Here is a 24089-nt window from a genome sequence, read left to right on the forward strand (position 1 = left end):
AGACATTCATCATGACTTTAAAAAAAATACCAACATTCATCTTTCTTTTGCTGGCTTTCATTGTAAAGGCTCAGGACGAATTCATCACCATCTGGAAACCTGCTTCTACCGTATTACCCGCAGTAAATGTAGATGCTCCCTACCAGGCAACGACTCAGCAGATATGGTTTCCCGGAATTGGTGATAATTATGACATTTATTGGGAGGAAGTAGGCTATCCGCAGCACAATGGTTCCCTTCTCGATGTAACTTCCACAAAACAGGTTCTTATTGACTTCGGTACGTCAATCGCAGAAAAAAATGATGCAAAATACAGGGTAAAAGTTACGAATGGTAACGGAACTTTCAGACAAATAAAATTCGGAACTCCTCAACTATTTCCTGGTCCTGAGCAAGTCATTCCTATCTGGCAGATCAATGGAAGTTCAGATAAAATACTGGAAATAGAACAATGGGGTAATATTTCATGGACTACCATGGAAAGCGCCTTCAGCCTGTGCAGGCTTATGCAGCTTACAGCAACAGATACTCCCAATCTTAATAATGTGGAAGATGCTTCTTTTATGTTTTATGGTACAACCAGCTTTAAGGGAGCCAGTTCTATGCAAAACTGGGATACTTCGAAAATTAAGAATTTTAGTTTTATGCTTTCTCTCTTATTCGATGTGAATCCATCTTCTGCCGTAATAGAACAGTTCAACTCCCCTTATCTGGACAGCTGGAATATGTCTTCAGCCACCAACCTCAGCTATATGTTCGGAAACAGAACTGTTTTTAACCAGACTCTTAACAGCTGGGATGTTTCAAAAGTGACGGATATGAGCTGGATGTTTGGCCAGTGTGCAAGCTTCAATCAGCGTCTAGATAACTGGGATACTTCAAGTTTAGAGGACATGCATTTTATGTTTCATATGATTCCTGTTTTCAATCAGCCGTTAAACTGGAACACTTCCAAAGTGACCAATATGGCCCATGTATTTCATGGTTGTACAACCTTTAATCAGTCTTTAGAAAATTGGGATATGACAAAGGTGACCAGAATAGATCAGATGCTTAATATTGCATCAGGTTTCAATCAGTCATTGGGAAACTGGAACTTAGTTTCTCTTATCAATGGTAATGGTGCTTTAACACTGTCAGGCCTTAATTGTGAAAATTACAGCAAAACATTGATGGGATGGGCCAACAATCCTAATACAGCCAACAATATTGCATTAGGTTCTCTAACGGGATTAAAATATGCTTCAAACGTGTCGGACAAAAGGGATATTCTCATCAATAAAGGTTGGTCATTAATAGGTGATACAGTAGGAAGTTGCTTATTATCTTCATCAGATGTAAGACTGAGTAAAAAACTTTCGCTATATCCTAATCCTGCAGTAGATGACATTCATGTTGAAGGATTAAGTGATATAAAGCGCTATAAAATTTATGATGCCAGCGGAAGACTTGTCAAGGAAGGAAATCCCAATAATGACATCATCAATGTAAGCTCCCTGCCTAAAGGAAATTATATGATACAACTGATCATGAAAGAAAACACCTTCTCTTCAAAATTCATTAAGAAATAACTATAAAACCTCAATATGGTATTGAAAAAAATTTGGGTGGGCTTTTTTATTTTACTGATATTCGTTGCGAAAGCCCAGAATGAATTTATCACTATCTGGAAGCCTGCTTCTACGGTAATACAACCAATCACTGTAAGTGCTCCCTATCAGGCAGATACTCAACAAATATGGTTTCCCGGAATTGGTGAAAACTATGACATCTATTGGGAGGAAGTAGGTTTCCCCCAACATAATGGCTCCCTTACCAATGTAACATCTACAAAACAGGTTTTTATTGATTTTGGTACATCAATCGCAGAAAAAAATGATGCAAAGTACAGAGTAAAAGTAAGCAATGGAAATGGTGTTTTTCAGCAAATAAAATTTGGAGACGTACAGGAGGTTCAGCTTCCGGACCAGATTTTCCCGATCTGGCAGATCAATGGAAGTGCTGATAAAGTATTGGAAATAGAACAATGGGGAAACATCGCATGGAACTCTATGAACAGTGCTTTCAGCCAATGTAAGCTCATTCAGATTACAGCCACGGATACTCCCGATCTTAATAATGTTAAAGATGCTTCGTATATGTTTTATGCTGCAAAAAGCTTTACGGGGAACAGTTCTATGCAAAATTGGGATACTTCAAAGATTAAGAATTTCAGATTTATGTTTGCTCTTATTTTTGACAGTATCAATACTACGCTTCCTGATCAGTTCAATTCTCCTTATCTTAATAACTGGGATATGTCATCAGCAACTGATCTCAGCTTTATGTTTGCAGGACGAGGAATCTTTAATCAAACCGTGAACAACTGGAATGTTTCCAATGTAAAGGATATGAAATGGATGTTTGCGCTTTGCCCAAGCTACAATCAACCTATGGATAACTGGGATACTTCAAGCCTTGAAGATATTCGTTTTATGTTTCATTTTGATTCTGGTTTCAATCAATCTTTAAATAATTGGAATACGTCTAAAATTACCAATATGGCCCATGCTATTCATGGCTGTACAGCTTTTAACCATTCTCTGGAAAATTGGGACATGACCAAGGTTACCAGAATAGATCAGATCCTTAAGGAGACTCCGAACTTTAATCAATCGCTTGCAAGCTGGAATCTTGCCAGCGTTAATAATGGAGCGCAGGCTTTGATGCAGACAGGAATGGATTGTGAAAATTTCAGTAAAACCCTTGCCGGATGGGCAGATAATCCTAATGCTGCCAATAATGTTGATTTAGATATTGTAACTCCTTTGACTTATGCTTCCAATGCAGCAGATAAAAGGAATATTCTCATCAGTAAAGGATGGACAATGTCTGGTGATACAATAGGAAATTGTTTACTCTCTTCATCGGAGGTAAAGCTGAATAAAAAACTTTCACTATATCCCAATCCCGCGGTAGATGATATTCATATTGAAGGATTAAGTGATATTAAAAAGTATAGAATTTTTGATGCAAGTGGAAGACTTGTACTGGAAGGAAATCCCAATAAGGATATGATTAATGTAGGATCTTTACCAAAAGGAAATTACATTTTACAACTCATTCTGAAAGATACTACCCTCTCTTCAAAGTTCATTAAGAAATAAAACAAAGAAGCCTCGCTGGAAAGTGAGGCTTTTTATTGTGAATGTAAAGATCAACTATTTGTCAAAATGATTAGGATGCTGAGCTTTAATATCATCTACTGTTCCTAATACTTTATCTTTCAAGGAATCCTGATATTTCTGAAGTTTTGCGGCTACTTCTTCATTACCGCTTCCTAAAATTTTTGCTGCTAAAATCCCTGCGTTCAAAGCACCGTTCAAAGCTACAGTCGCTACCGGAATTCCACCAGGCATCTGAAGAATAGACAAAACGGAATCCCATCCATCTATTGAATTACTGGACAAAATAGGAACTCCAATTACCGGAAGTGTAGTACAGCTTGCTACCATTCCCGGAAGATGTGCCGCTCCGCCAGCTCCTGCCACAATTACTTTCAACCCTCTTTCCTGAGCAGTCTTTGCATAATCAAACATTCTTTCCGGTGTTCGGTGTGCTGAAACTACCGTTAATTCATAAGGGATATCAAGGCTTTTAAGAAAATTTGCAGCCTGTTCCATGATCGGCAGATCACTCTGACTGCCCATAATAATTCCTACCATCTTCAATTTTATTAGATGTTCAAAGATAAAAAATAAAGCTGGAAGTTGGAAGCAGGAAGCAGGAAGTTCTTTTAATCACAATCCAACATTTAAACAAAAACCTACCACTATTTCCTTTCTTATCTGTATCATTAAAAATTGAAACAACTGTACCCATTATAATCATTTTAAAACCTCTACATTTGTTTGTTACACTTTATTCACGTTGAAAGATTATAAACTTATTTTTGCTGTTCTCACTGTTGCCATTGTTTGGGGAACAACTTTTTTGGCCATCCGTGTGGCTGTGGAAACAATTCCTGCATGGTTTGTTGCCGGAATCCGACAGTTTCTGGCTTCTGTTATCATGCTTATCGTTCTTCTTTCAAGAAAGGAATTCAAATGGATTGGATGGAAGAATCTGGGATATCAGATCATTTTCGCTTCTCTGATGCTGGTGGTTGCCAACGGTATGACTACGGTAGCTGAAGAAACGGTATCAAGCAGCCTTGCATCATTGATCAGTGCCTGCTCACCTATTCTGGTATTTCTGGGAAGTGTGGCTGTAGGATTACAAAAGTTTAGTTTGCGTGCCCTTAGTGGTGTTTTGCTTTGTTTCAGCGGAATTCTTTTTATTTTCTGGGATGGACTGAAAGATCTTGCCAACCCCGATTACAGAATGGGTATGATCTTCCTGTTCTGTGCCATTGCAGGCTGGGCTTCCGGAACTATTTTCACAAAGAAATTAAATATTCAGAGCGGAAATATAACGTTAAACCTGTTTTATCAATTCTTATTTGCAGGCGTTGTTCAGATTATTTTTGCTTTCCTGTTTTCTGAAAATTATAACTTTGGAAGCTGGACCATTAAAAGTATTTCAGCCATGCTATACCTTTCTGTTTTTGGTTCTGTAGCTGCTTTTTTTGCCTTTCATTATGCATTGACAAAAATTTCACCGGTTCAGGTTTCCATCCTTGCTTATATCAACACCATCATTGCGATATTTCTAGGCTGGCTGATTATGGATGAAAAAGTGACTTTCAAATTTATTCTTGCAGCTGTCATGATCATTTGTGGTGTTTTTATTATTAACTACAAACCGGAGATGTTCAGGAGGCAGAAAGTAGCATAATATGTAAAATTTTCCTCAATTTTTTATTTGCTCTGTTGTATTTCTAACCATTAAATTCAGTTAAAATTTACAGGTAAGTATCAGAATTTCTTTACATTTGCCCAAACACAACGAGTATAACCATGAAGCAAAAACTATCCATCATTACTGTTTTACTTCTTCCTGCATTTTATTTTTCTCAAAAAGCAGAGCCCAGGGAAGATATCAAACTGAAAAGCTTTGATTACAAAATCTATATTCAAAACAAAAAAGACAAAGAAACCGATCAGGAATTATATATGATTCCTAATAAAGGGGATACTATCAGAGAAAATGCTCTTATTAAAAAAATATCAGGGGAAGAAACTCACAGAGGTATGTACAGAATGAACAATACAGAAATTCATTTTGTAGATATTGATCTTACTACAGAAAAAATCAACCATAAAATCTATAGTCCCAATAAAAAAGGAGTACTTACCTTAGTCAAAGAAAATTCAAATCTGGCCTCTTATCCAAAGGATCTTCCTCCAAAATTCAAAGACAATAAACCTCCGCATCCCGAATTCGCAGGTGGTGAAGCAGCATTGTATCAATGGATTGAAAAAAATATCTATCCGGTTCTGGAAAAGAAATATAAGAAAAAAGAGAAAGGGAATTCTGTTCTTATTTTAGATATAGACCCAAATGGTGTTCCAACTTTTGTAGAAATAAAAAATTTGAATATTGCTGATACCATCAAAAAACAACTCACCGATATCGTAAAAACATCTCCTGTCTGGAAGACCAATATACAAGGGTTTGATGTGTCGGGAATTGTCTTTATTCCTTTAGAATACTAAGGAATATTGCCAGGACTATTTTCATATTCCCTTCATTTTTCTTATATTGTATACTCCAACCTATACAATATGCTGAAAAACACATTATTTTTATTTCTGACCGCCTCTTTCCTTTTGGTAAGCTGTGATTACAAAGAGAAAGAAAAGAACCTGACAGACCGGGAAAAACAATTATTAGAAAAAGAAAAAATATTCGCTAAAAAAGAGTCCGAATATCAGTCTCTTCTGAAAATGAGAGACAGTATTTTTGCTAAAAAAGATTCCGTAGTTATTGCAACATGGCCCACTGAAATTTCCGGCCCATGGAATGGAAAAGTTATCTGTACAGAGTCTAACTGCAGTGAATATGCTGTAGGAGACCAGCGTACGGACATCTGGGAATTCGATAATGATTCCACCCAGCCTATTACCAAAATTATCAATAATAATAATCTGGTAAGGCTGTATACAGGCAAGTTTGAAAATAATGAGATCAGACTGTCTTTTAAAACAGATTCTACGGCCAAAAAGAATGTAGAAATGAGCGTTCTTCTTAATGATATTTCAGACAACAAGATCAAAGGAACAAGAACCATCACTTCTGATGGCTGTACCGCCAAGTTCTCTGTTGAATTAGTACGTTCCACAAAATAAACACATATGATTTTACTGAGTATACACAACCTGAGTCTTCCCATAGAAGATCCGGTACTGAAGTTCCTGTTGGTACTGGTCATTATCCTGGCAGCACCCCTGCTGCTTAATAAAATTAAAGTTCCACACCTGTTGGGTCTTATTATCGCCGGAGCCATCATTGGTCCGAACGGATTCAATGTATTATCCAGAGACAGCAGTATTGTGGTAACGGGAACTACCGGACTTCTTTATATTATGTTTCTGGCAGGTCTTGAGATTGATATGGGAGATTTTAAAAAGAACAAATGGAAAAGTCTCACCTTTGGTATCTATACCTTCACGGTTCCCTTTGTACTGGGATATCTGGGAGGATATTACCTTCTTCATTTCTCCATGCTGACATCTATACTATTCGCCAGTCTTTTTTCGTCTCATACCCTTATTGCGTATCCGTTAGTGAGCAAGTTGGGAATTGCGAAAAATAAAGCAGTTAATATTACCGTGGGCGGTACGATGATCACAGATATTCTTGCCCTATTGGTACTTGCTGTGATTGTAGGAATGTCTCAGGGTGACGTAGGAACAGAGTTTTGGATTAAATTATCCGTTTCTTTTGTTGTTTTTGCCCTGATTGTACTGATTGTATTCCCTATTATAGGACGCTGGTTTTTCAAAAGAGTAGATGATAAAATCTCACAGTATATTTTTGTACTGGTTATGATTTATCTTGCTGCTATGCTGGCTGAACTGGCTGGTGTAGAAGCAATCATCGGGGCATTCTTTGCAGGATTGGCTTTAAACAGACTTATTCCTCATACTTCTTCTTTGATGAACAGAGTGGAATTTGTGGGAAATGCCATATTTATCCCGTTTTTCCTGATCAGTGTAGGAATGCTGATTGATTTTAAAGTGTTCTTTAAAAGCTGGGAAACACTGGAAGTAGCAGGAATTATGCTGGTAGCCTCAATTGGAGGAAAATATCTTTCTGCCGTAGCCACTCAAAAAACATTCAGACTGACCAAAGAAGAAGGGAAACTCATCTTTGGATTGAGTTCCGCTTCTGCTGCTGCAACACTGGCTTCAGTAATGGTAGGATATAATATTATTCTTTCTGAAACTGAAACCGGAGAGCCTGTAAGATTACTGAATGAACACGTGCTGAACGGAAGTATTTTATTGATTTTGATTTCGTGTACCATCTCCTCTTTCATTTCTATGGCAAGTGCTCAGAAAATTGCGGAAAGTGACAATGAAGATACGGTTTCAGGAAATACCCATGAGGAAGAAAGTATTCTCTTAGCGATCAATCATGAAGCAACGGTTGAGAGAATGGTAAATCTGGGAATCCTCATCAAAGCACATTCCAATACGGAAGATCTTTTCGCCCTGAATGTCATTAATGAAGACAAAAACGAATCTTCAGTAAAGAATGCGGAAAAACTTCTTCACCAGGCAGCAGATGCAGCCGCAGCCGCAGATGTTAAATTACAGGCTTTAAAAAGGTATGACAATGATGTCATCAACGGTGTAAATAATGTGATTAAAGAACAGAAAATTACAGACCTTATTATAGGACTGGAGGATGAAAAAGGGTTCTCCCCTTCTTTTGTCTATAATCTTTACAACGGTTATCTGCAGAATGATGATGTGAATGTGCTGGTATATCATGCGGCACAACCACTTTCCACCATAAAAAAATATGCAGTGATGATTCCTGAAAATGCCCATCAGGAAGCAGGATTCTTCCATGCATTGCTGAGAGTCTGGAACATTGCCAGAAATTCCGGAGCAACAGTTGTTTTCTATGCTCCTGAAAATATCCTTGATATTCTGCAGAAAATCATCAAAAAAGCCAATATAGAAGCAGAGTTTATCATTATGAATACCTGGCAGGACGGGGAAAGAACGGCTGCCCAATTGAAAGATGATGAAGCCCTGATTATCCTTATGGCAAAACGCGGTATGAAGTCTTACATTCCAAGAATGAGACTGATTCCGGAACTTTTGAACAGGAACCTGAAAGATAATAATTACCTTCTGATTTTCCCGTTCTCAGAATATGACAAAAACAGTCCGGAAATACGTTCTGTAGGAAATCATGGAGATTTTGTGGAGATTGGAAATGTAATTCAGAAAATTTTTAAATAAAAAGCTGGAAGAAGGAAGAGGGATGATGGAAGTTATCTATGCACAAATAATCACTTTTTATTAAACCATCAAACCATTCAGTCATCAATAGGATCGGGCTTTAGCCCGATATGAATAAGAATAAGAATAACATACATAAAATTGGCTTTAGCCAAAACTTAATTTTAGGTTTCGGCTAAAGCCAATTGAATCTATAATTATTTGTAAACGGGCTAAAGCCCGTTCCTATTGAATTGATTGTATAACAAAGTAAAGGGAGCCGTTTTTGAATTGAAACGGCTCCCTTTATTTATTTTAAACTGATTTTACTCAGCAATTACTCTTACCATTCCCTTCACCATGACAAGCTTTTCCATAAGCTCTTCTCTGGAATCTGCAAGAACGTTAATATGTCCCATTTTTCTTCCTGGTTTGGTTTCTGTCTTACCGTATAAGTGGATGTAGGTTTCAGGCAACTGAAGAACGTCTTCCATTCCTTCATAGATTACTTTTCCGGAAAATCCTTCTGCTCCTACCAGATTCAGCATTCCGCTGTAGGTGATAGCATCGGTATCTGCCAAAGGTAAGTTTTTAACCACACGGTACATCTGCTCAAATTGAGAATTTGTATTTCCTTCCTGACTCTGGTGTCCGGAATTATGCAGTCTTGGTGCTGTTTCATTCACCCATATTTTTCCTTCTTTATCAAGGAATAATTCAATGGCAAATAATCCCGGTGAGTTTACTGCAGCTAAAAATTTCTCAGTAATAGAATCAATCTGGTTCTGAACATCTTCTGTCAGAAGAACCGGACATACATTGAAGTCTAAAAGATTCAGCTTGGGATCAGCAACCATTTCCGTTACCGGGAAAATATTGGTTTCTCCTTTCTCGTTTCTCGCTACAATGACAGAAAGTTCTTTTTCAATATCAACCAGACTTTCAATAACAGATGCTTCTGTCCATAGATGCTGATAGTCTTCTTCTGTTTTGATGACCTGTACCCCTTTTCCATCATATCCTCCGGTATTCATTTTCTGAACGAATGGTAATGGCATAATGATCTTTTCATCACTGTTCCATACCACCTGAAATTCCGGGCTTGGGATATCGTGTGTTTTATAAAATTCTTTCTGAAGGATCTTTTGCTGGATTGTTTTGATAATATTGGCATTAGGAACCACTTTTATTCCCTGCTTTTCAAGTTCTGCCAGTGCATCAGCATTTACATGTTCTATTTCAATGGTTACAACATCTTTATCTTTTCCGAAGTTCAAAACCGTTTCGTAGTCATTGAAATTTCCCTGTGTAAAATACGAGATATTATGACACGGAGCATCAGAAGCAGGATCCAGCGTATAAAACTCATCGTCATACTTCAGTGCACTTTGTATCAGCATTCTTCCCAGCTGTCCGCCTCCCAGAATTCCTATTTTCATTTTTTATTTTTATTAGATTTATTCTTATTGAATTTTATCAATTTTTAAATAGCCCAGTCCCATTGGGTTTATCTGATTTTCTTCATCAGACTTTTTAAGAACGATAGCATATTTTTCTTTCATATAAGCAGGAAGAATATCACTTACATTGAAAATATCATCAATATCCACTCCGTGCTTATCATCAATATGGCTTACAGCGCCTTCAAATCCCATGGTCTGGTAAAATTCAGTAGCCTTTGCTCTTTTTACAATTTCACCCATAGACTGCCCAACCATAAGGTGTTGCTCATGGAATTCTTCAAAGAAACCAGGCTTATACCCTCCTAAATTGAGGAAAAACAATTGATCTTCTGAAGATTTTTCTCCTTTTTCCACAATCTCCACTTTGTACCCATCAGCGAATTTTACTTCCTGATAACAGTCCAGGTGAATTTTCCCTTCTGCCTCCTTCCAAAAGTCTTTCATATCCGGAATCAAATCTTTAAGATTCTCTGCTATTCCGAAGAAAACATCGTGCTGCTCAATATTTCTTCCTTTAGGTGTTGCCCCAAGAATGACATAAAATAATTTCATTTCGTTTTTCATGCATGCAAAAATACGTTAAATTTATCTTTTTCAAATGTTTGGCAGACTACGACAATAATTTTATATTTGTAGTATTATTTGTAGTATGTCAGAAATCATCATACTCTTCCTTGGCGCAATTTCCGCGGGTCTTTTAGGTTCACTTACGGGTTTAGGAGGAGGAGTTATTATCATTCCCTTATTAACGCTGGGATTCGGCGTTCCAATGCATTATGCTATCGGTGCTTCACTCATCTCTGTGATTGGCACCTCTTCCGGTGCGGCTGTAGCTTTCGTAAAAGAAGGCTTTACCAATATGAGAATCGGGATGTTTCTCGAAATAGCGACTACAGCAGGTGCTATTATTGGTGCGCTGGTTTCAGGAATGCTTAACCCCAATACAATCGGAATTATTTTCGCAAGTATCCTTCTTCTTACAGTTATTTTAAATCTTAAAGGAAAGCCTGATCATCAGGAACCTTTGATCAAAGGAAGTCTGGAAGAGAAGCTAAAATTATACGGAACATTCCCGGATAAAGGGATTTTAAAAAGCTATTCTGCAAGAAATACCGTTCCCGGATTTTTGATGATGATGTTTGCCGGTGCAATGTCCGGACTTTTAGGAATAGGTTCGGGTGCATTAAAAGTATTGGCGATGGACAATATGATGAAACTGCCTTTCAAAGTATCTACAACAACCAGTAATTTTATGATTGGAGTAACGGCAGTAGCCAGTGCACTGATCTATTTCCAGAGAGGAGAAATCATTCCGGTAATTGTAGCTCCCGTATTGATAGGAGTTGTTATTGGAAGTTTTATTGGTTCAAAAACGCTGATGGTATCAAAAACCAAAAAATTAAAAGTATTTTTTGCCATTGTTATTACCATTCTTTCAGTTTATATGATGTATAACGGTATCAACAAAAGCTTCAGATAATGAAAAAGAATTTTACAGATGTAGATCTGAACCGTTCCGTAGGAAATCTTCTGAGACTGGGTGTTATTCTGTCTGTGGCTACATCGCTTATCGGTTTTATCAAGTTATTTATTGAAGGTTTTAAAATGCCTGAAAAATATACCAGCCTTGTCGTAGGTACTTCTTCTGAAAAAGTATGGGGATACTTCTGGACCTCTCTTTGCAAAGGAGAAGGTGTAGCGATTATTCAGCTGGGTATTCTTTTGTTGATCTTCACCCCTCTGATGAGAATTGTTTTCGCTTTAATAGGCTATTTAAAAGAAAAAGACTACGTGTATGTAGTCATTTCTTCTATTGTTTTAGCAATTATGGCGGTAAGTTTCTTTGCAGGGTACGCTCACTAATTTTTTACATTTCATAAAACTCTAACGGCAACTGGTCCGGATCCTGGGTAAAGAAAAACTCTTTTCCGGTGAATTCATCTATGCGGATTTCTTCACAGCTAAGCCCCTTTCCTATCAGCTCATTTCTTTTTTCAGTAACATTTTCTACTGAAAAAGCAAGATGTCTTAAACCACATGCTTCAGGTCTTGACGGCCGTTGTGGAGGATCAGGAAAGGAAAATAATTCTATTACATAATGATCTCCGATAGCCAGATCAAGTTTATAAGATTGTCTTTCCTCGCGGTATACTTCCCGGATGATATTCAGGTTTAAAATTTCTGTATAAAACTTTTTGGAAACAGCATAATCTGAACAGATAATGGCGATATGATGGATTTTCATTCTTTAAATTTTAAACTACTTCTTAATTCAACGTTGTTATTTTATCTCTTTACAGTTATCCTTTCTTCTCGTATCAATAATATATTGAATTTTCCACTCATTATTCTGCTTTACCAGTTGAAAACTGTTAGCTCCACAATGTGATAATTTTTCCTTTACATAAAAAGAATAGGGAGTAAATACACTTGCCAGGTTTCCATCTGTATGAATAGCTTCTATGATAATTCTTTCATCCAGATCTCCTTTTGTAAATTTTGAAACAGAGGCAACAAAATCCTGTATACTGTCACTTTTCACAGTCCCATCTTTAGTGATGGTTTGCAGCACCGCATTCTCTGCAAAAGCTGATTTTACAAGCTCAGAATCTGCATTTTTCATGCCAAGGAAGAGATTACGGATAGGTTTTTCAATCTCTTTATGCTGCTGCCCGAAGCCTGAAATACTTATAAGAACAAGAAGTACAATTATTTTATTCATAGTATAGATTTAGATAATTAAAAATAGATAAAATAAAATTTAAATTGATTAACAAATTTTAAAATTCATTTTCCTTAAATTGTACCCAAAATTATTTCAGAGCTTTTTATATGTGGATTATTTATCTGACTTTGGCCATACTTCTTCTGGTCATGACAATATTACCAAAAATTCAGCATTCTCACTGGATATTCAGGGTTCCGGAATTTGCAAAAATACAGGTCACCTATCTTATCTTTTTCACTTTTTTATTAGGCCTTTTTACTGATTCTGAAGAATATTTATGGTATTATCAGGGACTTCTTCTGGTCTTATTTGTTCATCACAGCCATACCCTCATCAAGTACACCCGTTTTTATCCCGTAAAAAAACACAGACAACGTCACAAATCTTCTGATAAACTGCATTTTATTTCTGCCAATGTTTATCAGTTCAATAAAGACTACGAGAAATTCATGAGGCTTGTTAAAAAGCATAATCCTGATTTTTTCATGACTATGGAAAGCAATGGCGATTGGGAAAAGGCAATGAGACCTTTAGAAAAAGAATATGGTTTCCAACATAAAGTGACTCTTGAAAATACTTATGGTATGCATTTCTATTCCAGGATTGAAATCAAAGAAGCAAAAACTCATTATTTCGTAGCTGATGATATTCCGAGTATTGAGATCCATATGACAACGGCAGATGGCTTTTCTTTTGTTTTCTTCGGAGTTCACCCGCCGCCGCCAAGTCCTACGGAAGAAGAAACTTCAAAGGAAAGAGATGGTGATCTTCTAAGCACTGCCAAGCGTGTAAAAGACATCAAGAAACCTGTTATCGTTGTAGGAGACTTTAATAATGTTGCATGGTCAAGATCATCTGTTCTGTTCAGAAAAACAAGCCACCTGATAGATCCGAGAATCGGGCATTCTTTTGTTTCTACTTTCCATGCGAAATACCGTCTCCTAAGGTTTCCTATCGATCTGATGTTTCACAGCGAAGACATTTTTATTAAACAGCTGAAAACTTTGGAAAATTTTGGTTCAGACCACCTTCCGGTATACTGCGAATTTTTTATAGATCATCACAATGATGAACAGGAAGAATTGATTGAAACAGCAACTTCCGAAGAGAAAGCAGAAGCAGAAATCATGATAGAGGAAGGAAAGAAAGAAGATGGCGAACGTGAAACTATCGTTACTGAAGGTTAATAAAAAAAGTGGACTAAAGCCCACTTCTATTAAATATTTTTTATCAGAATCCAAAGTTCCAGCCCCAATTGATTGTCCTGTTCCAGCCAAAGGCTACTTTTACCGGACCTTCCTCATATTCAGCAAAAAGCATAAACAATACAGCAATGGCAATAGCAACAAGGATATAAAGCTTCTTCTTTTTCATACTTAGAAATTCATCACATCCTTCACTACTCCATTTTTCTGCGTGTGCTTTAATAACTCAGCTTCAATGAAGGCTTTAATCTGCTCTTCGGAACCATTATTAGGGAACAAAAGATGAACATTAGCTCCAGCATCAAGGGTAAAGAATAAAGGAAGCCCTGTTTCTCTTCTGAAATCCCAGATCTTATTGATGACTTCCAATGTACCTGTTTTCATCAGGATAAAAGCAGGGTCACTCATCATCATCATTGCATGTAAGGTAAGTGCTTCATGTTCTACCAGCTTGATGAAACGTTCCATATCTCCGTTTTTCAGGATTTCTTTCATCGGAACAAAGTTTTCCCTTGCTTCCTGAAATCTTCTCTCCGCGTAAGGATTGGTATTCATCAACCCGTGTCCTACTGTTGAGGAAACACTTTTCTGTCCTTCATGAATCAAAAGAACCCAATCATTAAAATTTTTGAATGATTCATGAATTTCAGCATCCGGATATTGTACTCCGAATAGATCTGAACTGCCTTCTACCTCATCTGTTTTCCCCCACACTACAAGCCCATTATACAAACTTCGGCATGCGCTTCCACTTCCCAGCCTTGCCAGAAATGAAGCCTTTCTCAAAGATTCTTCTTCGGAATTCCCCCCCGTAAATGATGCATCCAATTCCATCAGACATTTTGCAATGGCTCCAAATCCTGAAGCTGAACTCGCAATTCCTGAACTGTGGGGAAATGTATTTTCAGTTCTGATAATATATTTCCCTTTTAAAATCCAGGGAACGTATTGCTCTATATTTCTGAAATATTTCTCAATTTTCTCCGCAAACTTCACTTCTTCATTTCCAGCCAGAAAAGTCTGTACTGAAAAAACTTCATCTGCTGTAAACTCCATTGAAGTATTGGTTTTACAATGGTTTAGTGTATAACTGATACTTGGATTGGCAGGAATCTGATTGTCATATTTCCCCCAATATTTAATCAGAGCAATATTAGACGGACAGCTTTCCGAAACCGTTTGTGTATGAATGTTGAAATTTTCTTTTCCTATAAATTCTTGTGTCGTCATAGTTTCATTTAAGTCATTATTTTAAACCACCCCGTCAAAAATTCTTTGAATTTTCGCCACCCCTCCAAAAGAGAGGAATTCTCACACCTTTATTTGTACTTGACGTGAAAAACAGGAGGTTAAAATTTTTAATACATCTTCTCTATAATATCCGCATATTTTTTGATCACCACATTTCTTTTGACCTTTAGCGTAGGAGTAATTTCTCCTGTATTGATATCAAATTCTGCAGGCATTAAAGTAAATTTCTTCACTTTCTCATAGTCTGCCAGGTGACTCTGTAATTCTTTAACTTTTTCTTTATAAAGGTTGATGATCTTTTCATTTTTTACAGCATCTTCCCAATTGGTAAAAGAAATATTATTCTTTTTGATATAATCCTGTAAAAATTCAAAGTTAGGAACAATCAATGCTGAAACAAACTGTCTACCTTCTGCAATCAGCATAATCTGCTGGATGAAATTATTATTGGTCAGAAGATTTTCGATCTGCTGCGGAGCAATATATTTTCCATTGGAAGTTTTCATCAGATCTTTGATTCTATCCGTAATGATCAGGTTTCCTTTATCATCAAACTTTCCTGCATCACCGGTTTTGAACCATCCGTCTTCCGTAAATACTTTCTGGGTTTCTTCAGGTTTATTATAATATCCTTTCATGATTCCGTTTCCTCTCGCCTGAATCTCATCGCTTTCTCCGATACGCATTTCTACTCCCGGAAGTGGTTTTCCGCTTGTACCATGTTCAAAATAAGTTAAAGGGAAAAGAGTCAGGGTTGCTGTAGTTTCCGTTAATCCGTACCCAACAGTCACATGAATTCCTACTGATTCAAAGAAACGGGTAACTTCCGGTGATAATGAAGCTCCTCCACAAGGTAAGAACCAAAGTCTGCCACCCATTTTTTCCTTAATTTTACTGAAAACCAATCTATCGGCAACAGCTTCTTTGAATTTTAATCCAAAAGGAATTGGTCTTTCATTTCTTCTCAATTCAGCAGTTTCCCAGCCGGTTTTAAGCGCCCAGTTGAAGATTTTTTTCTTCAATGATGAACCTTCTTCTGCTTTTTCCAGAACTCCTGCATATACTTTCTGGAAAAATCTTGGTACCGCACACATCATAGTAGGTTTTACTTCTTCCAGTGCTTTGGCTACATTTTTCGGATCTTCCAGGAAATACACGCGGGCTCCGCCATATAAGCATAATAAACTCCAGCTTCTTTCAAAAACATGGCTTAATGGTAAGAATGCCATTGAGAGCTCTTCTTCAAAGTTTTTAAATTTAAAAAATTCAAAATGAGAGTCAAATGCTTTGATGAAATTTCCATGGGTAAGCATTACTCCTTTTGGGATTCCGGTAGTTCCCGAGGTATAGATCAGTGTAGCGGTATCATCATGTTCTTTCTTACAGATTTCCAGCTCTGTTGAAGCTTTTGCAATAAAATCTTCAAGATAAAAACTGTTGAATTCCTTTTTGATCCACACTGCTTTTTTGGAAACAATAATCGTTTCCAGATTGTTTTCTTCTTTATGTAAAAATTCCAGGCAGGCATCATACTGCATCTGATTTCCTACTAAAACTGCTTTAGCTCCTGAATCATTAATGATGTGTTCTGCCTGTTCAGCATTATTGGTTGAATAAATCGGTACCGTAACGGCACCAATAGCCATTGAAGCCAGATCAAAGATCATCCATTCTGATGAGTTATCTGAATAAATAGCCACTCTGTCATTCTCCTGAACTCCAGATTCTTGTAAGGCATTGGCTGTTTTAAAAATAATCTCACTGAATTTTTTCCAGCTCAGCTCTTTCCAGGCTGCATCTTTCTTTTTAAATCCGATGGCCGCTTTTATAGGATGTTTTTCTACATTTTTAAGGATAATTGCCTCTGCAAGATTCATTTCTTCAGCTTTTTGTCGTTAATATAATTATTCAGGTGAAAGTCTATACTTTCTTTTACAGGAATAAACTGATAGTTCAGCTTTTCTTTGACTTTGTGATTGGAAATGGTGTTGAATGAAGAAATGGCCTCAATATTCGATTTGGTAACCATTTTCAGTTTCGGGATCAGCCATCCGAAAAGGGTATTGGCAATTCTTCCGATATTTAATACAGATTGTGAAAGAATTCTGGCATCTTTAAGTCCCAGGCGGGTTCTGACCTGTTTTGCAAGGTCGGCATATCTGTTATTTTCAGCAACAATAATAAAACGTTCTCCGAAAAGGTTATTTTCCATTAATCCTATCGCCGTATTGGCAACATCTCTTACATCTACGTAAGCAGAACCTCCTGAAAAGGTAAAACTATTGTCTTCAAAAGTAGAGAAAAGTTCACCGCTGCTTTGATTCCAGTTTCCGCTTCCTACAATCATTCCCGGATTGATGATGATCACATTAAGGCCTTCCGCTGAAGCTCTCCACACCTCCATTTCGGATAGATGTTTTGAAATTGCATAGGCAGAATGTTCCAGTTTCGGATTAAAGTCAGAATCTTCATCCAGTTCTCCTTTTTCATTAAAATTATCGAGAACAGCAACAGAACTTACGTGGAGAAATTTTTTAACTTCCGATCCTTCACAGGCAAACAAAAGATTCTCTGTACCCTTGATATTGGTGCGGTACATTTCTTTTTCATCTTTTGGATGAAAGCTTACTTTTGCAGCACAGTGATACACCTCATCTACTCCTTCCAGAGCTGTTTTCAAGGAATCGAGATCGTCAAAATCTACGTTTACCCATTCAATTTTGTTGAAAAAATCGTCAGGATTCTCCGTATAAAAGCTATATGAATGCTTTACTTCGTTTAAATTGCTGCCCGGCCGTTTGGAAGCACGCACCTTTTCCCCTCTTTTAAGAAGTTCCAGTACAATTATTCTTCCCAGAATTCCGGTAGCACCTGTTACAAAAATCATTAATTATTTTCTTGATTGCTGACTAAAATATAACAATATTTTCTATCCGGCAATTCTTCAGGTTTCTGTAAAAATTACCCCGAAAAACTGCTTTTGCAAATTTGCGATTTTTAAAGCATAATTCAAGTTAATTTAACCAATATTATCATTCACAGAACAACAAACCGAAAAAATTTTAACAACATCAGGGTATTAAATTTAAAAGTCCTGAAAGAATTGATAACTTTCAGGACTTTTATGATTAAAAAACACTTTGTTTTTAAGCCATTACCTCATTATTTCGTCTTGGTGCTTTGTCACAAAGAACGTCTGCAATACTTTTGGAAATAAGGTTTCCTTCTGTAAGGTTATCCAGCCAGAAGAATTCTCCTGCAGCATTGATCTCTATGAAGTAATATTCGTCTTCAGGGGAAACAATCATATCTATTGCTCCGTAATCAACATTATAAATATCAAGCAGTTCAAGGAGTTTTGCTTCCACATCTGCGGGAAGTTCTGTTCTGTTCCATTTATCGATAAGATTCACACCATCTTTTCTCCAGTCTATTTTAGCATCTTCAGACTGCTGAGAATCTATTTCGAATGCATAGACTTCTCTTCCTACAATGGTAATACGAAGTTCTTTTTTCTTTTGAATCATCTGCTGAAACTGCATTGGACAGTACAACAAAGAATCCAGTTCCTCCAGTTTATCTTCATTGACAACGTTGGTAAATACTACATTTTCAACACCGTCTTCATAAATGGCAAAACCCGTCTGCATTTTCGCCACTACATTTTGATGTTTCAGAATAAACTTTCTAGCTTCATCAGGATTGTTGGTAAGACAGGTTGCCGGAATAGTCAGTCCTAATTTATCTGCAATTTTCAATTGTTCTTCTTTACTGTCGAGTCTTCTGTACACACTTGGTTTTCCTAAAGAATAGGCATCTACAGATTCGAAGAAACCAAAAAGGGTATTACGGATTTCTCCCATTGCGGCACCGTAAAATTTAGTATCCATTTCTTCTCGCAGACCTTTTCCTATGTTGTAGGCTCTTCTGTACCAGATTGCAGAAATATCATCCAGTCTGTGTTTTGCTTCAGGAGTTTCAAGAATGCTTATCCATTCTCCGTCCTGGAAAATAGTGGACAGTTTGTTTTGTAAAGGATATACGTCTACATCAAAGCGAATGACTTCACAGTTGTTTTTTTCAATGTATTCTGTGACTTTTTCAATAGAAAAATTATCTGCGGTATGGGTTATAATTAAAATTTTATTCATGGAAATTGATTCTTTTGATAAGATTGTCGGCAATTCTTTCTGCAATGGGAAACCCCAGTTCTTTTTGCAGCATTCCCCATTCTCCCTGCGGATTGACTTCAAGGAAATAATAGGCTCCGTCTTTTCCTTTGATCATATCGATCGCGCCTATATAAAGTCCCATTTCATTCATCATAGAAGTGAGATTTGCTTTCACAGATTCAGGTAATTCGTAAGCTTCCCAGAAATACCCTTCACGGGCTACTCTCCAGTCTGCATTTTCACTGTTATTTATTTTTCCTGTAAAGAAATCCCCGTCTACATAAACGATTCTCAATTCGTATTCTTTGTCAATATAAGGTTGAAAAATCATCGGACAGTAAGCGATATCTGAAAGGTGTTCCAAAGATTCCTCCTCAATAACTGTAGTGGAAATCATGTTTTCTCCTGACATAGTTTTTGCTGTTACCCCATGAAGTTTAGCAATGGCTTTTCCCTGACAGTATTGATAGAAAAATGTTGTTATTTTTTCTTCATCATTGGAAAAAATGGTTTTGGGAATGGTTAAGTTATTTCTTTGGGCTACTTTCAGCTGAAATATCTTATTTCCATCTACTTTTTTTTCATTTTCGTAAGGGTTAATCCAGGGAATATGTTCTAAAGCTGTCATCAGATTATATCTCAGACTTCCATATTCGTTGAGAAAGATTCTTTCATAATCCTGATCCAGTTCTTCAGGAGCATTGATCCTCCAGGCTTTTCTGTGCCATACTCCTTTTATGGTATCGGAATGGATTGTCTTCCCTGATTCATCCGTGAGCTCAAATGAATTTTCATGGATGCTGATTTTCTGAAGATGGTTCAGACGGTCAGAATTGAGTCTGAAATAGGGAATATTTTGAGACGTCAGGTATTCAAAAAAGATGTCGATATTATAAAAATCCTGTGAATGGGTGATGCAGAGAATCATTTGCCGGTTTTATTAAAAAGGGAAACTTACTATTTAAGTTTCCCCTACTATTTTATTTAATGTTCTGTCTGATCTTACAGTGGAATAAAGATGGTATCATCATCACCGTCCGATGGATATTTCAGCGTGTGCATCATATCATCTTTTGGAGAAGTTACTGTATCTATGGCAGGTTTTGTGATCAAATCCCTTTCAGCAAGGGTTACGTCAGTTCCTCCTTTTACCGTTTCAGGGTCTTTCACCTGCTTTTCTAAGAATGATGCGAAAAATGGCTTCTTCTTTGAGTTTTGGTTTTTCATAATGTTTTAGTTTTGGTTTGATATATAATTAGCTTAAGCTGTATGTATATTTTTTATACTTCTAAAACATCATCATCTCCGTCAGATGGATATTTCATTGTTACATTGTCATTATCAGGCTTGGTAACATTATCCTTAAGAGGAGTCGTGATCTGATCTTGTAGGGATGTAGTAATTTGGTCTACAAGTACGGAAGTAATACCTCCTCCTTTTACTGTTTCAGGATCTTTAACCTGTTTTTCTAAGAATGACGCAAAAAACGGCTTCTTTTTTGAATTTTTGTTTTCCATAAGTTAATATTTTTATTGTTTTGAAAATCCAAAGTACAAAAAATTCAAATCATGGAGAAACAATATTGCGTTTTAATAAAATTTTAACACAATATCAAAAATCAAAGTATAAAATTAATTTAAACCAAGAAACTCCTTAACAACATTTGCAAAATCAACGGGATTTTCGGCCTGCACCCAATGTCCTGCATTTTGTACGGTTACTATTTTAGCTTTAGGAAATTGCTGCTTGATACCAAATTCGTCCTGTGGCAGGATATAATTAGATTTTGCTCCTGCAATAAACAATGTATCTCCTTCAAAAACACCGAATTTAATGGCGTTGGATACAAATTCATTATATTTTTCAGATAATGTTTTAAGATTGAATCTCCAGCCCAGTTTTTTATTGTCATCCCAATACAGGTTTTTCGTTAAAAACTGCACGGTAGATCTTTCCGGAATATACTGGTTCAGAACGGCTTCCACTTCATTTCTTGAGGATACGGTATCAAAGTCAACCGTTTCCAGTGCTTTGATAATTCCCTGATGATGTGGCGGATATGCTTTAGGCGAAATATCGACAACGATAAGTTTTTCAACACGTTCAGGATATTTTATGGCAAACTGCATTACTGCTTTTCCCCCCAGTGAATGTCCCAGAACATGAGCTTTCTGAATTCCGTAATGATCCATATAGCGTGCAATATCGTCTGCCAGATCATCATGGGACATACTTTCTGAATGAAAGCTTCGTCCATGGTTTCTAAGATCGATCAGGTGCACAGGAAGATATTCTCCCAGATCCTTTCCGAAACTTCCCCAGTTGTCAAGCATTCCGAATAATCCGTGAAATACAAGAAGCGGCGTATTGGTTACATTTTCGCCGAATATTTTTGAGTTTAAAATTTCCATTTTTATAGAAGTTAGAAATTAGAAGTTAGAGGTTAGAGGTTAGAAGTTAGAAGTTAGAAGTTAGAAGTTAGATAATATAAGAGATCAGAAACAAAGTTGTACTAACTTCTAGTATCTAGCTTCTAACTTCTCTTAATTAATTACCATTTTGCCAGTCTCTTCAAATAAGCCTGTACTGTATTTTCCAATCCCATATAAAGTGCTTCAGAAACCAAAGCATGCCCGATAGATACTTCCAGCAGATTGGGAATAGTATCTGAAAAGTACTTCAGATTTTCTAAACTCAGATCATGTCCGGCATTGATTCCCAATCCTAATTTGCTGGCTTCAACAGCGGTATCGTAATAAGGTTTTATGGCCTGTTCTTTATTGATAAGATAATTTTTTGCGTAAGCTTCGGTATACAGTTCAATTCTGTCTGCTCCTGTTTTAGCTGCATATTCTACCAGTTCCGGTAAAGGGTCAAGGAAAACAGAAGTACGGATTCCTGCTTTTTTAAATTCAGCAATGATCTCTGTAAGGTAATCAAGATGTTTTTTGGTATCCCAACCTGCATTGGATGTAATAGCATCATCAGCATCCGGTACCAGAGTCACCTGTTCAGGCTTCACTTCCAATACCATGTCAATAAAATCCTGATGAGGGTTTCCTTCAATATTAAACTCAGTCGTAACCAATGGCTTCAGATCATAGACATCTTTTCTTGTGATATGTCTTTCATCAGGTCTTGGATGGATGGTAATCCCCTGTCCTCCGAATTCCTGAATTTTTACAGCAGCTTCTGTAACACTTGGGGTTTCACCTCCTCTTGCATTTCTTAACGTCGCAATTTTATTAATGTTTACGCTTAGTTTTGTCATTTTTTATTTTAGATGTTAGATATGAGAAGTTAGAAGTCAGAAGCCTGAAGCTGGAAGTAAACCAGACTTTGTACTTCTATTTGTCTTTCTAAATTCATTATCATTTAAAAGTTTAATTAAAATATGTTTTAAAGTGGATAAAACTTCCAGCTTCCTTCTTCTGTCTTCCAGCTTTTCTACACTTTCACGCTAACCTGCATCACCTGAAGTTCAAATTCTTTTGAAGCTACCAATAAATGGTCAAAAATATCGGCCTGAATCTGCTCAAAACGCTCCCATTTGGAATCATTGGCAAAGCAATATATTTCAAGAGGCAGCCCTTGTGGGGTAATCTCCAGCTGGCGAACCATTCGGGTTCCGTTTTTATCAACATCCGGATCATTTTCAATATATTTCTGTGCGTAATATCTGAAAACACCGATATTGGTAAGCTGCCTTCCATTCACGATTTTATCTTTATGTTCAAGGCTTTCTTTTTCTTTTTTGATCTCTGAGGCTCTTTCTTCAAGGTAATCTGAAATTAAATTAATCTCCTTTAAACGCTCCACATCTTCGTCTGTCAGAAATTTAAAAGAATTGATGTTAAAGTAGATTGATTTTTTTATTCTTCGGGTATTGGATTCAGACATCACCTGCATATTCTTGATCTCTGTGGTCATCAGATCATAAGTAGGAATGGTAGAAACGGTTTTATCAAAATTGGTGATTTTGGTAGTCAAAAGATTAATTTCCGTAATATTTCCTTCAATACTGTATTTGGGAATACTTACCCAGTCTCCAACTTTCAGGTTTTTAGAAGTCGCTACGTGAAGCCCTGTTACAAATCCTAAGATTGTATCTCTGAAAACCAATACCAGCACCGCTGTAATGGCCCCAAGACTTCCTACAATAGTGGTTCCTTTGATGCCAAAAATCACACAGAGCCCGACTACTGTAAAGATGAAAAGTCCTAAAATTTTCACAGTTTCAGAAATAGCATTAAGTGCCATAATCTTATAGAAATCCTGTTTGATGCTGAAATAATTTCTGAAAGCAGTCAATGATCTGTACAGCATTCCTGCCAGCATTAGTACCAATCCCAGATTAATACATCGTATAATAAAAATGGTTGTTTTTGGCAATGCATTTTCAGGAAATATGGATCCCTGTATACCGGCAACAGCAATCAAAGCTGCAAAATGTGCTACGGAGTTGGTGATTTTAGCCTGATAAATAGATTTTAAGATGGGAAACTTCTGTTCATTATGAAATAACCTGAAGACAGAATTAATGATGAATTTAAAAATAAAATCAGTAATAAAAAACAGGACAAGAAGTAAGCTCAATTTTACAATAATATGGAAAACCCAGTCCAGCCCGGAAGGTGATATCTGGGTAATATAAATGTAAAGCTGTTCGCTCAGCTCTTGTATAAAGTTTTTAGTTTCTTGTAACTGGTCATTCATTACAGCAAATTTATGAAATTAAGAATCATCATTTTACTATTCATAATCAATTTTCATCCCAAAAAGTAGTAAACGAAAAATATTGCGGATCAATTTTCAAAACATCAAATCTTCCACAACCCTTAATTATAAATGAAAAATCAACTACAAATAATCAATTTTAGTAAAAAATATTA

At 36.7% G+C, this 24089-nt stretch carries 25 protein-coding genes; 9 read left to right on the forward strand and 16 right to left on the reverse strand.

All coding sequences use genetic code 11. The features are described from left to right. The first annotated feature begins 11 nt into the window (after nt 1-11). Together ODR02_RS11720 and ODR02_RS11725 are read left to right on the forward strand one after the other, a co-directional pair. Nucleotides 12-1571, forward strand: a complete 1560-nt coding sequence (locus tag ODR02_RS11720; protein WP_309512562.1) for a BspA family leucine-rich repeat surface protein — start codon at nt 12-14, stop codon at nt 1569-1571. 15 nt (nt 1572-1586) lie between these two features. Further along, nucleotides 1587-3146: a BspA family leucine-rich repeat surface protein gene (locus ODR02_RS11725; RefSeq protein ID WP_408915464.1), complete on the forward strand. Its 1560-nt coding sequence runs from the start codon at nt 1587-1589 to the stop codon at nt 3144-3146. A gap of 54 nt (nt 3147-3200) precedes the next feature. Here ODR02_RS11725 and purE read toward each other — a convergent pair whose 3' ends face one another. After that, on the reverse strand, nt 3201-3704 hold the full coding sequence (purE, locus tag ODR02_RS11730) for a 5-(carboxyamino)imidazole ribonucleotide mutase (protein WP_034699885.1): 504 nt from the start codon (nt 3702-3704) through the stop codon (nt 3201-3203). Nucleotides 3705-3909: 205 nt separating this feature from the next. On the opposite strand from purE, the gene ODR02_RS11735 reads away from it, so the two are divergent. The 4 genes from ODR02_RS11735 (at nt 3910) to ODR02_RS11750 (ending at nt 8399) form a co-directional block, all read left to right on the forward strand. Further along, entirely contained in the window at nt 3910-4815 is a 906-nt protein-coding gene (locus ODR02_RS11735) for a DMT family transporter (RefSeq protein WP_309512564.1), read from the forward strand. Nucleotides 4816-4937: 122 nt separating this feature from the next. Further along, on the forward strand, nt 4938-5636 hold the full coding sequence (locus ODR02_RS11740; protein ID WP_209788441.1) for a hypothetical protein: 699 nt from the start codon (nt 4938-4940) through the stop codon (nt 5634-5636). Nucleotides 5637-5705: 69 nt separating this feature from the next. Beyond that, nucleotides 5706-6269 carry a hypothetical protein gene (locus ODR02_RS11745; protein ID WP_209788438.1) on the forward strand — a complete coding sequence of 188 codons (564 nt, stop codon included), beginning with the start codon at nt 5706-5708 and terminating at the stop codon, nt 6267-6269. Nucleotides 6270-6275: 6 nt separating this feature from the next. Next, nucleotides 6276-8399, forward strand: coding sequence for a cation:proton antiporter (locus tag ODR02_RS11750; protein WP_309512565.1), 2124 nt, complete (start codon nt 6276-6278; stop codon nt 8397-8399). A 305-nt stretch (nt 8400-8704) separates the two neighbouring features. Here ODR02_RS11750 and ODR02_RS11755 read toward each other — a convergent pair whose 3' ends face one another. Together ODR02_RS11755 and ODR02_RS11760 are read right to left on the reverse strand one after the other, a co-directional pair. Further along, nucleotides 8705-9817, reverse strand: a complete 1113-nt coding sequence (locus tag ODR02_RS11755; protein WP_105680999.1) for a 5-(carboxyamino)imidazole ribonucleotide synthase — start codon at nt 9815-9817, stop codon at nt 8705-8707. Nucleotides 9818-9841: 24 nt separating this feature from the next. Then, nucleotides 9842-10393 carry a DUF1543 domain-containing protein gene (locus ODR02_RS11760; protein ID WP_209788432.1) on the reverse strand — a complete coding sequence of 184 codons (552 nt, stop codon included), beginning with the start codon at nt 10391-10393 and terminating at the stop codon, nt 9842-9844. 97 nt (nt 10394-10490) lie between these two features. Between ODR02_RS11760 and ODR02_RS11765 the strand changes: the two genes are divergently transcribed. Together ODR02_RS11765 and ODR02_RS11770 are read left to right on the forward strand one after the other, a co-directional pair. Further along, a complete protein-coding gene (locus ODR02_RS11765) occupies nt 10491-11321 on the forward strand; it encodes a sulfite exporter TauE/SafE family protein (protein ID WP_105681000.1) in 831 nt (276 codons plus the stop codon). Then, on the forward strand, nt 11321-11704 hold the full coding sequence (locus ODR02_RS11770; protein WP_209788425.1) for a DUF1634 domain-containing protein: 384 nt from the start codon (nt 11321-11323) through the stop codon (nt 11702-11704). The genes ODR02_RS11765 and ODR02_RS11770 overlap by 1 nt, the downstream gene beginning before the upstream one ends. Nucleotides 11705-11708: 4 nt before the next feature. On the opposite strand, the gene gloA2 is transcribed toward ODR02_RS11770, so the two are convergent. Together gloA2 and ODR02_RS11780 are read right to left on the reverse strand one after the other, a co-directional pair. Further along, nucleotides 11709-12086 carry an SMU1112c/YaeR family gloxylase I-like metalloprotein gene (gene gloA2, locus ODR02_RS11775; RefSeq protein WP_209788424.1) on the reverse strand — a complete coding sequence of 126 codons (378 nt, stop codon included), beginning with the start codon at nt 12084-12086 and terminating at the stop codon, nt 11709-11711. Nucleotides 12087-12122: 36 nt separating this feature from the next. Next, nucleotides 12123-12563 (reverse strand): nuclear transport factor 2 family protein, encoded by a 441-nt coding sequence (locus ODR02_RS11780; RefSeq protein WP_309512566.1) that lies wholly within the window; start codon nt 12561-12563, stop codon nt 12123-12125. Nucleotides 12564-12715: 152 nt separating this feature from the next. On the opposite strand from ODR02_RS11780, the gene ODR02_RS11785 reads away from it, so the two are divergent. After that, nucleotides 12716-13756 carry an endonuclease/exonuclease/phosphatase family protein gene (locus ODR02_RS11785; protein ID WP_309512567.1) on the forward strand — a complete coding sequence of 347 codons (1041 nt, stop codon included), beginning with the start codon at nt 12716-12718 and terminating at the stop codon, nt 13754-13756. Nucleotides 13757-13799: 43 nt separating this feature from the next. Here the strand turns inward: ODR02_RS11785 and ODR02_RS11790 are convergent, their stop codons facing one another. From ODR02_RS11790 to ODR02_RS11840, 11 genes are all read right to left on the reverse strand, one after another. Beyond that, nucleotides 13800-13943 carry a hypothetical protein gene (locus ODR02_RS11790; protein WP_209788419.1) on the reverse strand — a complete coding sequence of 48 codons (144 nt, stop codon included), beginning with the start codon at nt 13941-13943 and terminating at the stop codon, nt 13800-13802. Between the two features lie 2 nt (nt 13944-13945). Next, nucleotides 13946-15004 (reverse strand): diphosphomevalonate/mevalonate 3,5-bisphosphate decarboxylase family protein, encoded by a 1059-nt coding sequence (locus ODR02_RS11795; RefSeq protein WP_309512568.1) that lies wholly within the window; start codon nt 15002-15004, stop codon nt 13946-13948. 128 nt (nt 15005-15132) lie between these two features. Further along, nucleotides 15133-16902: an AMP-dependent synthetase/ligase gene (locus ODR02_RS11800; protein WP_309512569.1), complete on the reverse strand. Its 1770-nt coding sequence runs from the start codon at nt 16900-16902 to the stop codon at nt 15133-15135. Further along, entirely contained in the window at nt 16899-17912 is a 1014-nt protein-coding gene (locus ODR02_RS11805; protein WP_209788409.1) for an NAD-dependent epimerase/dehydratase family protein, read from the reverse strand. Before ODR02_RS11805 ends, ODR02_RS11800 begins: the two co-directional genes overlap by 4 nt. A gap of 259 nt (nt 17913-18171) precedes the next feature. Continuing rightward, nucleotides 18172-19176 carry an MvdD family ATP-grasp ribosomal peptide maturase gene (locus ODR02_RS11810; RefSeq protein WP_209788404.1) on the reverse strand — a complete coding sequence of 335 codons (1005 nt, stop codon included), beginning with the start codon at nt 19174-19176 and terminating at the stop codon, nt 18172-18174. Beyond that, a complete protein-coding gene (locus ODR02_RS11815) occupies nt 19169-20125 on the reverse strand; it encodes an MvdC family ATP-grasp ribosomal peptide maturase (RefSeq protein ID WP_209788402.1) in 957 nt (318 codons plus the stop codon). The genes ODR02_RS11810 and ODR02_RS11815 overlap by 8 nt, the downstream gene beginning before the upstream one ends. Before the next feature lie 74 nt (nt 20126-20199). Further along, the gene (locus tag ODR02_RS11820) at nt 20200-20424 is read right to left on the reverse strand and encodes a microviridin/marinostatin family tricyclic proteinase inhibitor (protein WP_105681010.1); all 225 of its coding nucleotides are present in this window, start codon (nt 20422-20424) and stop codon (nt 20200-20202) included. A 53-nt stretch (nt 20425-20477) separates the two neighbouring features. Continuing rightward, nucleotides 20478-20714 carry a microviridin/marinostatin family tricyclic proteinase inhibitor gene (locus tag ODR02_RS11825; RefSeq protein WP_209788400.1) on the reverse strand — a complete coding sequence of 79 codons (237 nt, stop codon included), beginning with the start codon at nt 20712-20714 and terminating at the stop codon, nt 20478-20480. Between the two features lie 114 nt (nt 20715-20828). Further along, complete coding sequence (locus ODR02_RS11830; RefSeq protein ID WP_209788397.1) at nt 20829-21608, reverse strand: alpha/beta fold hydrolase; 780 nt, start codon at nt 21606-21608, stop codon at nt 20829-20831. Between the two features lie 140 nt (nt 21609-21748). Continuing rightward, nucleotides 21749-22468, reverse strand: a complete 720-nt coding sequence (locus ODR02_RS11835) for a pyridoxine 5'-phosphate synthase (protein WP_105681013.1) — start codon at nt 22466-22468, stop codon at nt 21749-21751. A 176-nt stretch (nt 22469-22644) separates the two neighbouring features. Next, entirely contained in the window at nt 22645-23913 is a 1269-nt protein-coding gene (locus tag ODR02_RS11840; protein WP_209788395.1) for a mechanosensitive ion channel family protein, read from the reverse strand. Between the last annotated feature and the right edge of the window lie 176 nt (nt 23914-24089).

This window comes from Chryseobacterium sp. CFS2 (assembly GCF_036543225.1).
GTDB classification, from domain to species: domain Bacteria; phylum Bacteroidota; class Bacteroidia; order Flavobacteriales; family Weeksellaceae; genus Chryseobacterium; species Chryseobacterium culicis_A.